Source organism: Arthrobacter sp. P1_B11 (assembly GCF_056406715.1).
The window spans coordinates 19,197-32,005 of record NZ_JBFTZQ010000033.1 but is presented as its reverse complement, the minus strand read 5'-3'; the positions used below and the strand labels follow the sequence as shown (position 1 = coordinate 32,005).

Sequence of the window (12,809 nt, the reverse complement as noted above, 5' to 3'; positions counted from 1 at the left end):
CTGCGTTAAATGCCCGACGGCGGCGCTCCCCATGGGTGGGGAGCGCCGCCGTCGCGCTTTATTGCCTTGCTTTACTGAATTTGGGCAGTCCTGCTTGAGTGCCGGCTATTTGAGGACGGAACGGTAGACGTCGAGGGTGGTCTCAGTGATGGATTCCCAGGAAAAGTGCTCTTCGGCCCGGCGCCTGCCGGCCTCGCCCATGGCACGGGCGCGCTCGGGGTCAGAAACAACCTCTGTAAGGGCGGCGGCAAACTCGCTGACGAACTTTTCCGGATCCAGCGGGGTGCCGGTGCCGTCGGTGACCTGTTCAATATCCACGAGGAGCCCGGTTTCGCCGTGCTGGACCACCTCGGGGATGCCGCCGGTGGCACTGGCCACCACGGCGGCGCCGCAGGCCATGGCCTCGAGGTTCACGATGCCGAGCGGTTCGTAGATGGAGGGGCAGGCGAAGGCGGTGGCGTGGCTGAGAACCTGGATGAGCTCGTTGCGGGGCAGCATCCGCTCAATGAGCACCACTCCGCTGCGCTGGCTCTGGAGTTCCTCGATCAGGCGTGCAGTCTCCGCGGCGAGTTCGGGCGTGTCGGCAGCCCCGAGGCACAGCACCAGCTGCACATCGGCGGGGAGCTTCGCGGCAGCGCGCAGCAGGTAGGGAACACCCTTCTGGCGCGTGTTGCGGCCAACGAACACCACGCTGGGAAGGTCGGGGTCGATGCCCAGCGCACGGACGGCGTCGTGGTCCTCGTCGCGGTTCCAGAGGCTGACGTCGATGCCGTTGTGCACCACCTTGACCTTGGCGGGGTCCACCTCGGGGTAGCTGCGCAGGATGTCCTGGCGCATGCCTTCGGAGACCGCGATAATGGCCGCGGCGGCCTCATAGGCGGTCTTCTCCACCCAAGAGGACAGCGCGTAGCCGCCGCCGAGCTGCTCAGCCTTCCACGGGCGCAGCGGCTCCAGGCTGTGGGCGCTCAGCACATGCGGGATGCCGTGCAGCAACGAGGCCAGGTGTCCCGCCATGTTGGCGTACCAGGTGTGCGAATGCACAACGTCGGCGCCCGCGATGTCCGGCACGATCCGCAGGTCCACGCCGAGTGTCTGGACCGCGGCGTTGGCGGAACCGAGATCCTCCGGCACGGAGTAGGAGGTCACGGCCGCCCCGTGGTAGTCGGCGTCCCGGGGCGCGCCAAAGGCACGCACCTGCAGGTCGACGTGCTTGGCCAGGACCCGGCTCAGCTCGGCCACGTGGACGCCCGCACCACCATAGATCTCCGGCGGGAACTCTTTAGTCACAATGTCTATTCGCACGATACCCAAGGTAGTCGTTACGGTTGAACTGTTCTAGTGTGAAGGAGTCCGGGCGTGCCGGACTGTTGGGGAAGTTACGAAGGCGTACAGGAGCGACCACATGCCGTTGAATAAGAAAGTCCTGGCCATTGTCCTCGCGGGCGGCGAGGGAAATCGCCTCATGCCGCTGACGGCGGACAGGGCCAAACCCGGCGTGCCCTTTGCGGGAAGTTACCGGCTGATCGACTTTGCCCTGTCCAACCTCGTGAATTCCCGCTATCTGCAGATCGTGGTCCTGACGCAGTACAAGTCCCACAGCCTTGACCGCCACATCTCCGAAACCTGGCGGATGTCCACCCAGTTGGGCAACTATGTTGCGTCGGTTCCCGCGCAGCAGCGCGTGGGCAAGAGCTGGTTCCTTGGCAGCGCAAACGCCATCTACCAGTCCCTGAACCTGATCCGCGATGCCAACCCGGATATTGTGGTCGTCGTTGGCGCCGACCACGTGTACCGCATGGATTTCGCGCAGATGGTGGAGCAGCACGTCCGCAGTGGCGCGAAAGCAACGGTCGCCGCCGTCCGCCAGCCGCTGCACATGGCGGACCAGTTCGGCGTGATCGAGGTGGATCCCGAAGACTCCCAGAAGATCGCGGCATTCGTTGAGAAGCCGTCCTCCACCCCCGGGCTGGCCGCGGACCCCACCCAGTTTCTGGCTTCCATGGGCAACTACGTGTTTGACGCCGACGCCCTGGTGGACGCCCTGCACGTCGACGCCGAACGCCTGGACACGAAGCACGACATGGGCGGCGACATCATCCCCTACTTCGTGAACCAGGGCGAGGCCGGGGTGTACGACTTCACACTCAACGACATCCCGGGATCCACCGAACGCGACCGCACCTACTGGCGCGACGTCGGCACCATCGACTCCTTCTACGACGCCCACATGGACCTGATCTCTCCCCTGCCGGTGTTCAACCTGTACAACTCCGAATGGCCCATCTACACGCGGCAGAGCATCTCCCCGCCCGCCAAGTTCGTCCGCGGCGACAACAACACCGTCGGAACGGCCCTTGACTCCATCGTTGCCAGCGGCGTGGTCATCTCGGGCGGCATCGTGGAAGGCTCGGTCCTGTCCAACGACGTCTACGTCGGAACGGCAAGCCGCGTTGTGGATTCGGTCCTGATGGACAAGGTCCAGATCGGCGCGGGTGCGGTGGTCCGCCGCGCCATCATCGACAAGAATGTCAAGGTTCCCGCTGGTGCCGCGATCGGCCTTGATCCGGAACTCGACCGGGCCCGCGGTTTTAAGGTCACCGATTCAGGCATCACCGTGCTCTCCAAGGGGCAGGCCGTACCGGAACCGGACGACGCCGAGCGGAAGCTTTCGGCGGCCAATCTGCACCTGGTTCCCAACGCGGTGAAGGCCGCCACGGAGAACTACCCCGAAGTGCACAGTTCCGTGGAACAGGTAAGCCAGGTCCAGGCCGCCGCTGTGGGATCCAACTCTCCGTCGAGGTAGGCGCCCGGCCCCCGCGCCGAGCGACCGCCCCCGGAAACCTTGAGGCAGGCCTGAGGCTCAACAGGCTGTAAAATCAGACCAATGAGCACCTCCGATCTGACGCCTGAAGAGATTCAGGCCTGCCTCAAGGTTTTGCACACCATCCACGTCTATGACGAGGAGCACCCGGACTACGTCTCGGTGCGCCGTGCCACCGGGAAGATGTTCAAGGCCGTCAAGCGGCACCGCCGGGTCTCGAAGCGCGACCTCATCGCCGAGGCCGACCGCGCTGTACTGGCGCAAACCGCCACGGCCGCCCCTGACCGGATCGACGACGAGACACGGGGCAACAAGCTCGCCCCCTCCGCTACCGGCAAGGTGGCCGGCCACCTGATCAGGTCTCGGCCCTGCTACATCTGCAAGCAGCACTACACGCAGGTGGACGCCTTTTACCACCAGCTTTGCCCGGAATGCGCCGCTTTTAGCCACACCAAGCGCGACGCCCGGACGGACCTCACCGGACGCCGGGCCCTGCTCACGGGCGGCCGCGCCAAGATCGGCATGTACATTGCACTCCGGCTGCTCCGCGACGGGGCGCACACCACCATCACCACCCGCTTTCCTAAGGACGCCGCACGCCGTTTCGCTGCCATGGAGGACAGTGCGGACTGGCTGCACCGGCTGAGGATCGTGGGCATCGACCTGCGCGATCCCTCCCAAGTCATGGCGCTGACCGATTCGCTGAACGCCGCGGGCCCTCTGGATATCATCATCAACAACGCAGCGCAGACCGTGCGCCGCTCGGGCAACGCGTACAAGCCCCTCGTGGATGCGGAAGACGAGCCGCTCCCGGCGGCCCTCGAGCCGGCCAACGGAGGTCCCGAGCTGGTCACCTTCGGCCATGCCCATGACAAGCATCCCCTGGCCCTTGCCAGCAGCGTCACGGAGCACCCCGTGCTCGCCGGCGATGCCATCACCTCGCTGGCACTCTCTACTGGTTCTGCGTCATTGGAACGCATCGCGACCGGCACCGCCATCGACGCCGGCGGACTGGTCCCCGACCTCGCCACCATCAACAGCTGGACCCAGGTGGTGGACGAGGTGGACCCGCTGGAGATGCTGGAAGTCCAGCTGTGCAACGTCACCGCGCCCTTCCTGCTCGTCAGCAGGCTGCGGGACGCCATGAAGCGCTCCACAGCCCACCGGAAATACATCGTGAACGTCTCCGCCATGGAGGGCCAGTTCTCCCGTGCCTACAAGGGGCCGGGCCATCCCCACACGAACATGGCCAAGGCCGCCCTGAACATGATGACCCGGACCAGCGCCCAGGAGATGCTGGACAACGATGGCATCCTTATGACGGCGGTGGACACCGGCTGGATCACCGACGAGCGCCCGCATTACACCAAGGTCCGGCTGATGGACGAAGGCTTCCATGCACCCCTGGACCTTGTGGACGGGGCGGCACGGGTCTACGACCCCATCGTCATGGGAGAGAACGGTGAAGACCAATACGGCGTTTTCCTCAAGGACTACAAGCCGAGCCCCTGGTAAGAGGCCGTCCTCCGGGTCATGACCTCCCTGTGCGCGGCCCGTGGCCGTACGATGTGTCCATGAACAGTGCACCGCACGACGGTAAGCTCACATTCGACGACTGCTGGGAGCTGCTGGCCTCAGCCAACGTCGGCAGGCTGGCCCTCATCATCGACGGGCATCCGGAAATCTTCCCCGTCAACTTCGTCATTGAGCGCCGAAGCATCGTGTTCCGCACGGCCAGCGGGACAAAGCTCTGGGGTTCCATGGAAGAGGAGCCCGCCGCCTTCGAGATTGACGGCTACGACGCCCAGACCGAAGAGGCCTGGAGCGTTGTGGCGCGGGGCGGCACCGTGGCAGTGGACGACCCCGCCGAGCGCGCTGCGGCGGACGCCCTTGGCCTGGAGCCGTGGGAGCCCGGAACTAAATCACACTATGTGCGGCTGTCGCCGAAAGCCCTGACCGGCCGGCGGTTTAAGGTAAACGCCCCCGATGTCTGGAACACCCGGCTTGGCGACCAGCGCCGGGCGTCCTTCGAGTAGCCCCCGCCCCTTCCGGCAGTCGCAAGAGTCGACGCGGTGGGCCCGCTCACGCCTGCGCGGCCCTGCCGCGGGTGGCGCACTGGCGAGCGTGTCGGAGCGGGCGTAGGCTCTGGTCCATGACTAATGTGCAGCCCGCCGCAGCGTCCCGGGAATCCGTGGAACACCTGGAATCAAGCCAGTGCTGGGAGCTTCTCCGGCAGGTTTCGGTCGGCCGGCTGGCCGTCTGGGTGGAGGACCATCCGGACATCTTCCCGCTCAATTACGCTGTGGACCACGGCACCCTGGTGTTCCGGACTGCCGAGGGAACCAAACTTGGCGGCGCCCTGGGCGACGCGCCCGTAGCGCTGGAAGCCGACGGCGTAGATGCCGGTTCCGGAATGGCCTGGAGCGTGGTGGTCAAGGGCAAAGCCGCGGCCCTCAAGGACACCGAGGAAATCCTTGATTCGGCGTCCCTCTACCTTTTCCCGTGGCAGGCCGGGCAGAAAGACCACTTCGTCCGGATCACTCCGGACTCCATCACCGGCCGGCGTTTCAAGGTGACACCGCCGCTCACCTGGTGGACGCAGCTCAGCGGGGCCGTAAAGTCCTCCCCGGAGTAGGATCCCCTGGCCGAAAACCCGGCCGTCAGGCCAGCCGGGTGATCTCAACGCTTACGCTGAGCGTGGATCCCCCGCCGCCGGACAGGATGCCTTTGAGCGGCGGCACGTCGCGGTAGTCGCGGCCGCGGGCCACGGTGACGTGGAAATCTCCCGCCGGTTTGTGGTTGGTGGGGTCCCAGCTGCGCCATTCGCCGTCCCACCACTCCAGCCACGCGTGGGACTGGCCGGCAACGGACTCGCCGATGTCCGCCGTCGAACGCGGGTGCAGGTACCCGGAGACATACCGGGCGGGGATGCCGCTGCTGCGCAGCGCTCCGATGGCCAGATGGGCGAGGTCCTGGCATACGCCCTGCCTTTGCGTCCAGGCTTCCTCGGCGCTGGTGGTGACGCCGGTGGTGCCCTTCATGTAGGTCATCTCGCCGCGCATCCATTCGAAGACTGCCAAGGCGGCCTCATGCGGGTTCTTTCCGGCCACGACGCCGGGGATGATGCCGAGCACTTCCTCGCCCGGGCCGGTCAGCTGGGACTGGGGTGCCCAGTCGCTGAACTGGTTGAGGACCTCCGGCGAGGAAAGGACGTCCCAGCCCACGATGTCCGCCTCCGAGGGAATGCGTTCCACCCTGTGGACTTCGACGGTGGTTGTGGACAGGACCTCAAGGTACTCGTGCGGCATCTGCATGTCGAACGCGGTGACCCGGGTGCCCCAATAGTCGCGGTAGCTGCTGACCGCTGCCTGGGACGGGGAGACCTTCATCGAGGACTCCAGCACCACTTGCTGCGGATCCGTCAGCGGCGTCATGCGGGCCTCGTTGTAGGACAAGGTGACGCGCTTGTTGTACTTGTAGCCGGTGTTGTGAATGATGCTCAGCCGGGTCATGAAACTTCTCCCACCCAGGCCAGTTCGTCCGCCTGATTGAAGTACTTACGGGAAATGGCGTCCGAGGCCTGCGAAACAGCCTTCTGCACGCGCTCCATGTGCTCCGGCAGCTCCGACATGAGGTCGTCGGTCCGGTGGAACTCGAGGAAGGTGCGGGCCTGGCCGACAATCCGGCGGGCGTCGTTGATGAAGCCGACGCGCTGCGCCGAGGGATCCAGCTTCGCCAGGCACTCGTCGGCATCCCGCAGTGCGTAGACAATCGAGCGCGGGAAGAGCCGGTCCAGCAGGAGGAACTCGGCCGCGTGCTGGTCTCCGAAGGCGGCACGGCGCGTGCGCAGGAAGGACTCGTAGGCACCGGCGCAGCGCAGCATGTTCACCCAGGACATGCCTGCGGACAGGACGTCGCGGGTGGAGAGCATGCGGGCCGTCATGTCGGCCCGTTCAAGCGAGCGTCCGAGGGCCAGGAAGAGCCAGCTGTCATCGTGGCTGACGGTGGTGTCCGCCAGGCCGCTGACCATGGCGGTCCGTTCCAGCACCCAGTGGCAGTACCGGTAGGTGCCCACCACGTCCTTGCGGTGCTGGTTGAGGCCGTAGTACGTGGTGTTAAGGCTTTCCCACAGGCCGGACGACACGGTCTCACGGGCACGGCGGGCATTCTCACGTGCGGCGCCCAGTGACCCGGCGATGGATGTGGCGCTGTGCTTGTCGTACGCGAGGGCGTGCAGCAGTTCCTCGAGTCCGAACTCCTCGCTCTGCGGGCGCGCTCCCATGACCGCGAGCAGTTCGCGGGCAACGCTGCGCCGCTCCTCAGTGGGCAGGTGGTTCAGCCGTTCGAGGTGGACATCCAGGATGCGGGCCGTTCCGTCGGCCCTTTCAACGTAGCGGCCGATCCAAAAAAGGGACTCGGCGATTCGGCTAAGCATGTGCGGCTACCTCCTGCGCGAGCGTGGTGGCGGGAAATCGGTCTGATGACAAGGCTGCGGATGCCGGCATGAGCGGCGCCTGCCGCCTCACTGCTGCTGCTCCGACTGGCGGTCGCGCCAGTTGCTCTCGACCGGCCACACGGAGACCCGTTCCCGGACGGTGATGGACTGCCGCGGCAGCCTCTCCACGGGGACCTGCGGGGAATCTGCCAGCACCCAGGTGTCCTTGGACCCGCCGCCCTGGCTGGAGTTCACGATCAGGGAACCCTCCTTCAGGGCAACGCGGGTGAGGCCGCCGGGAAGGACCCAGACGTCGTCGCCGTCGTTGACGGCGAAGGGGCGGAGATCCACGTGGCGGGGCCCGAACTTGTCCCCACTGAGCGTGGGCACCGTCGAGAGCTGCAAAACCGGCTGGGCAATCCAGCCGCGGGGATCAGCGATGACGCGCTTGCGCAGGGCTTCCAGTTCCTCCTTGGACGCGTCCGGGCCAATCACGAGGCCCTTGCCGCCGGAACCGTCAACCGGCTTGACCACCAGTTCGTGGAGCCGGTCGAGGACATGCTCGCGCGCTTCCTTTTCTTCCAGCCGGAAGGTGTCCACGTTGGCGATGACGGGTTCTTCGCCGAGGTAGTAGCGGATCAGGTCCGGAACGTAGCTGTAGACCAGTTTGTCGTCAGCCACGCCGTTGCCCACGGCGTTGGCGATGGTCACGCCGCCGGCGCGGGCGGCATTCACCAGGCCCGGGCAGCCCAGCATGGAATCGGAGCGGAACTGCAGCGGGTCGAGGAAGTCGTCGTCGATCCGCTTGTAGATGACGTCCACCCGCTGCTCACCGGCGGTGGTGCGCATGTACACGCGGTTGCCGCGGCAGATGAGGTCGCGGCCCTCCACGAGCTCCACGCCCATCAGCCCGGCGAGGAGGGTGTGCTCGAAGTACGCGCTGTTGAAAACACCCGGGGTCAGCACCACCACGGTGGGATCGTCGACGCCGGAAGGCGCCGTCTTACGCAGGGCGGACAGCAGCCGGCGGGGGTACTCCTCCACGGGACGGATGAGCTGCTGGCCGAATGCCTCCGGGAGGCCCTTCGCCATCGCACGCCTGTTTTCCAGCACGTAGCTGACCCCTGAGGGGACGCGGACGTTGTCCTCAAGAACGCGGAAGGTCCCTTCCGCATCGCGCACCACGTCGATGCCGGAGATATGCACGCGCACGCCGCCGGCCGGTTCGAAGCCGTGGACGGCGCGGTGGAAGTGCGCGCTCGTGGTGACCAGCTGCCTGGGGATCACGCCGTCGGACACGACCGTCATTTTGTCGTAGACGTCATTGAGGAAGGCCTCAAGAGCCCGGACCCGCTGGGCTACGCCGCGTTCCAGCACGTCCCACTCGTCGGCGGGGATCACCCGCGGAACGATGTCCAGGGGGAAGGGGCGTTCCTCGCCGGCGAAGTCAAAGGTCACGCCGCGGTCCAGGAACGTGCGCGCCATCGAGTCTGCGCGGGCGGTGACGTCCGCGAGGGAAAGCTCCCGGAGAGCGCCGGCGACCTGCCCGTAGGACGTGCGGGCCATCTGCCCGGGGGCAAACATCTCGTCATAGGCGCCCGTGCGGCCGGCCGCCTCAGAGTAATCCTGGAATAGGTCAGACATGGTCATTAGCCAACCACCTTTTTGTTGCGAATTCATTTCCGGACCCCGTCCTGGCGTGTTGGCGGGTCCTCCCGGTTGGTCTTTTGCCGCCCCTGTCCGGCATGGTAGGGACGTGCCAGACTTCCGATCCCCGACGACGCCGCCGCCGCAGCTGCGCAGGGTGGTGCACCAGAACCTTACCCGGAATCTGCCCGGCCTGCTGACGGCCGTGGTGGCACTGGCCATTGCTTTCTCCGTCCATGCCGCGGTTCCGGCCCTTCCGGCGATGACACTGGCCGTGGTCCTTGGGCTGCTGGCGGCCAACCTGCCGTTCACGGCGGTGTGGACGGCAGGACGGGCCCGGCCGGGACTGGACTTCGCCGGGAAGCACCTGATGCGCGGCGGCATCGTGCTGCTTGGACTCAAGGTGGGAATTGCAGACGTGCTGGGGCTCGGCTGGACATCCCTGCTGCTGATTGCGGGTGTGGTGCTGGCCAGCTTTGCCGGCACGTACGGAATTTCCCGCCTCTTCAGGCTTCCGCGGGAAGCCTCCCTCTTGATCGCCACGGGGTTTTCCATCTGCGGCGCTTCGGCGATCGGTGCCATGGCCGCGGTGAGGCGGATCAGGCACCCGGACACCGTCCTGCCGGTGGCTCTCGTGACGCTCTGCGGCACGCTGGCCATCGGCGTGCTGCCGCTGTTGGTCCATCCGCTGCGCCTCAGCCCCGAGATTTTCGGCGCGTGGACCGGCGCCTCGGTCCACGACGTCGGCCAGGTGGTGGCCACGGCGCAGACCGCAGGTCCTGCGGCGCTGGCGATCGCCGTCGTCGTCAAACTGACACGGGTCATCCTGCTGGCTCCCATGGTGGCGGCAGCGGGAGTGCACCAGCGGATCGTTTCGGTCCGCCGTACACACCGCGCCGGGAAGGTACAGCCGGGCGCAAACGCGGAGCTGCCCCTGGTGACCCCGGAGAGGCTGCCGCCCGTGGTTCCGCTCTTCGTCGTCGGGTTCGTGGTGCTCGTGGCGCTGCGCTCCACCGGATGGGTCTCTGCCGGCTGGCTTGAAGCGGCGGCCGCACTGCAGGACATCCTGCTCGGGGGTGCGCTTTTCGGGCTCGGGTCCGCGGTGCGCATCCACACCCTGCTGCACACGGGGCTCCGGGCAGTGATGGCGGCGCTGGCCGCCTGGCTGCTGATAGCGGTCCTTGGCCTGGCCGCCGCTTTCCTCATGATTCAATAGCGGAGTGTCGAATGAGAACCTCCAGCGCAATGAAGCGGCAGAACGGTCAGCACTGATCACCACCCACGGCTACGACGTCTCCCTCGACGTCCGCAACGCGCCCGATCAGGACGCGGCCGGCTACACCAGCCGGACCACCATCACCTTTTCGGCACGCGAACCGGGAACATCGACATTCCTGGATTTCATCGGCGACGTCCAGAGCGTGGTCCTCAACGGCACCGAACTGCCGGCGGCCGGGATCGTGGACGGTTCGCGGATCCGGCTGGACGAACTGCAGGCCGAGAACACGGTGACGGTCACAGGAACCGCCCGTTACAGCCGGTCCGGCGAGGGCATGCACCGGTTCTTCGATCCCGCGGACGGCCAGTGCTACCTGTACACCCAGTACGAGCCCGCCGATGCCCGCCGGGTGTTCGCAAACTTTGAACAGCCGGACCTCAAGGCCTCCTTCACCTTCCACGTCACCGCCCCGTCCGGATGGCACGTGGCCTCCAACGGGGCCGAGGCGGCCCGGCTCCCGCTGGCGGACGACGCCGGAGCGAGCCGCTGGGACTTCGTTCCCACACTGCCGATGTCCACCTACATCACCACCGTTCTGGCAGGCCCCTACTTCAAGGCGCAGGATCTGTGGAGCAGAACCTCCGACGACGGCACGCGGCTTGAGGTGCCGCTGGCACTTTACTGCCGGGCCTCCATGGCGGAATCCTTTGACACTGCCGAGCTGTTCCAGCTCACCAAGCAGGGACTGGAGTTCTTCAACAGCCTGTTCGACTACCCGTACCCGTGGGGGAAGTACGATCAGGCATTTGTGCCCGAATACAACCTGGGAGCCATGGAGAACCCAGGCCTGGTCACCTTCACGGAGAACTACGTCTTCGCCTCCCGGGCCGCCGATTCGCAGTACCAGGGCCGCGCCAACACGCTGCTGCACGAAATGGCCCACATGTGGTTCGGTGACCTSGTCACCATGCAGTGGTGGGATGACCTGTGGCTGAAGGAGTCCTTCGCGGACTACATGGGGACACTCGGTGTGGACCGGACCACCGGATGGGACACGGCCTGGGTGAACTTCGCGAACAACCGCAAGGCCTGGGCCTACGTCCAGGACCAGTTGCCTACCACCCACCCGATCGTTGCGGACATCCCCGACCTTGAGTCGGCCAAGCAGAACTTCGACGGCATCACCTACGCCAAGGGCGCGTCCGTCCTGAAGCAGCTGGTGGCCTATGTCGGTTTTGACGCGTTCATCGCCGGCTCCCGGCAGTATTTCAGGAGCCACGAGTACGGCAACACCACACTGGCTGACCTTCTGGGTGCACTCAGCCAGGCGTCGGGCAGGGACCTGACGGTATGGGCCAGGCAGTGGCTCCAGACGTCCGGCATCTCCACGCTCCGGGTCGAGCTGGAGCTTGCCGACGACGCACCGGGCCACGGCACGATGGAGCAGGTCACCCTGCTGCAGGAAGCGATGGACCCCGCCACCGGCCGGAGCGAGCTGCGGCCGCACCGCCTGCGGATCGGACTGTACAACTTCGACGACGCCGGCATGCTGGTGCGCACTGATTCGGTTGAGACGGACCTGCCCGGGGCCTCGGAGCCGGTGGCTGAACTGGGCGGCAAGGCCCGGCCGGCCCTGCTGCTGGTGAATGACGAGGATCTGAGCTACGCCAAAGTCCGGCTGGATCCGGTCTCCGAAGCCACGGTGCGTGCATCGCTGGACCGAATCGCCGATCCGATGGCCCGCGCCCTGTGCTGGACTGCGCTGTGGAACTCCGCCCGGGACGGTGAAACACCTGCGGCGCTGTACGTGGACGCCGTCCGCAGATTTGCCCCTGCCGAAACGGGAATCGGCGTGCTCCTGAACATTCTGGGAAATGCCTCAACGGCGCTGGATCACTACGTCCCCGCAGACGAACGTGATGCCCTGCGGGCGGCGTTTGCCGCCGCGGCAGCCGGGAAACTTCGCGCAGCGGAGCCGGGCTCGGACCAGCAGCTGGCCTGGGCACGCACGCTCGCCACACTCAGCCGCACGGACGGCAGCCAGCTGCCAGTGCTCCGCAGCCTGCTTGACGGCGCCACCGTGGTGCCTGGACTCGCCGTGGACGCCGAGCTCCGCTGGAGTCTGTGGCATGCCCTGGCCGCTCACGGCCAGGCAAGCGTTGCCGAGCTGGACGGCGAGCTGGCACGGGACACCACGGCGTCCGGACGGGCCGGACATGCCACGGCGCTCGCAGCCCGGCCCGAGGCCGCGGTCAAGGCAGCGGCGTGGGAGGCCGCAGTGCGCGGCACAGGGATGTCCAACCAGCTGCTCAGCGCCACCATCGCCGGCTTCAATACCGGCCCGGCAGACCTGCTGGACCCCTTCGTGGAACCGTACTTCGGCTGTCTGGAAGCGGTCTGGGCGGAGCGGAGCATCGAGATCGCCAGCCGGATTGTGCGCGGGTTCTACCCCGGGTCCCGTGACCTTCTTCCAGGTGCCGGCTCCCCCGACGAACATCCGGTCATTGTGCGAACTGACGCCTGGCTGGCTGACCACAGGGACGCGCCCCGGGCGCTGCGCCGCATCATCATCGAGCAGCGAAGCCACCTCCACCGGGCGCTCACCGCCCAGTCCGCCTCGAAAACACCATCGGTTGCTCCGTAACTGCCGTTTTGAGCGCCCAGAAGGGCAGTTATGGAGCACTCGA

10 protein-coding genes are annotated in these 12,809 nt (G+C 66.4%); 6 read left to right on the top strand and 4 right to left on the bottom strand.

Annotated elements, in window-relative coordinates:
• Nucleotides 1–105 precede the first annotated feature (105 nt).
• Nucleotides 106–1,302: a glycogen synthase gene (glgA, locus tag AC1D14_RS19805; protein WP_230119522.1), complete on the bottom strand. Its 1,197-nt coding sequence runs from the start codon at nt 1,300–1,302 to the stop codon at nt 106–108.
• A gap of 100 nt (nt 1,303–1,402) precedes the next feature.
• Here glgA and glgC point away from each other — a divergent pair, with 100 nt between their 5' ends.
• The 4 genes from glgC (at nt 1,403) to AC1D14_RS19785 (ending at nt 5,456) form a co-directional block, all read left to right on the top strand.
• The gene (gene glgC / locus AC1D14_RS19800; RefSeq protein ID WP_230119523.1) at nt 1,403–2,803 is read left to right on the top strand and encodes a glucose-1-phosphate adenylyltransferase; all 1,401 of its coding nucleotides are present in this window, start codon (nt 1,403–1,405) and stop codon (nt 2,801–2,803) included.
• An 81-nt stretch (nt 2,804–2,884) separates the two neighbouring features.
• Nucleotides 2,885–4,336 carry an SDR family NAD(P)-dependent oxidoreductase gene (locus AC1D14_RS19795; RefSeq protein WP_230119524.1) on the top strand — a complete coding sequence of 484 codons (1,452 nt, stop codon included), beginning with the start codon at nt 2,885–2,887 and terminating at the stop codon, nt 4,334–4,336.
• 59 nt (nt 4,337–4,395) lie between these two features.
• Nucleotides 4,396–4,857: a pyridoxamine 5'-phosphate oxidase family protein gene (locus AC1D14_RS19790; protein WP_476969046.1), complete on the top strand. Its 462-nt coding sequence runs from the start codon at nt 4,396–4,398 to the stop codon at nt 4,855–4,857.
• Between the two features lie 116 nt (nt 4,858–4,973).
• Nucleotides 4,974–5,456 carry a pyridoxamine 5'-phosphate oxidase family protein gene (locus AC1D14_RS19785; protein ID WP_230119526.1) on the top strand — a complete coding sequence of 161 codons (483 nt, stop codon included), beginning with the start codon at nt 4,974–4,976 and terminating at the stop codon, nt 5,454–5,456.
• Between the two features lie 25 nt (nt 5,457–5,481).
• Here AC1D14_RS19785 and AC1D14_RS19780 read toward each other — a convergent pair whose 3' ends face one another.
• From AC1D14_RS19780 to AC1D14_RS19770, 3 genes are all read right to left on the bottom strand, one after another.
• Complete coding sequence (locus AC1D14_RS19780) at nt 5,482–6,333, bottom strand: transglutaminase family protein (RefSeq protein ID WP_230119527.1); 852 nt, start codon at nt 6,331–6,333, stop codon at nt 5,482–5,484.
• Nucleotides 6,330–7,256 carry an alpha-E domain-containing protein gene (locus AC1D14_RS19775; RefSeq protein WP_230119528.1) on the bottom strand — a complete coding sequence of 309 codons (927 nt, stop codon included), beginning with the start codon at nt 7,254–7,256 and terminating at the stop codon, nt 6,330–6,332. The genes AC1D14_RS19780 and AC1D14_RS19775 overlap by 4 nt, the downstream gene beginning before the upstream one ends.
• Nucleotides 7,257–7,343: 87 nt before the next feature.
• Nucleotides 7,344–8,900 (bottom strand): circularly permuted type 2 ATP-grasp protein, encoded by a 1,557-nt coding sequence (locus tag AC1D14_RS19770; RefSeq protein WP_230119529.1) that lies wholly within the window; start codon nt 8,898–8,900, stop codon nt 7,344–7,346.
• A 160-nt stretch (nt 8,901–9,060) separates the two neighbouring features.
• On the opposite strand from AC1D14_RS19770, the gene AC1D14_RS19765 reads away from it, so the two are divergent.
• Nucleotides 9,061–10,119: a YeiH family protein gene (locus AC1D14_RS19765; protein WP_476877250.1), complete on the top strand. Its 1,059-nt coding sequence runs from the start codon at nt 9,061–9,063 to the stop codon at nt 10,117–10,119.
• A gap of 4 nt (nt 10,120–10,123) precedes the next feature.
• The gene (gene pepN / locus AC1D14_RS19760; protein ID WP_476969045.1) at nt 10,124–12,766 is read left to right on the top strand and encodes an aminopeptidase N; all 2,643 of its coding nucleotides are present in this window, start codon (nt 10,124–10,126) and stop codon (nt 12,764–12,766) included.
• The last annotated feature ends 43 nt before the right edge of the window (nt 12,767–12,809 follow it).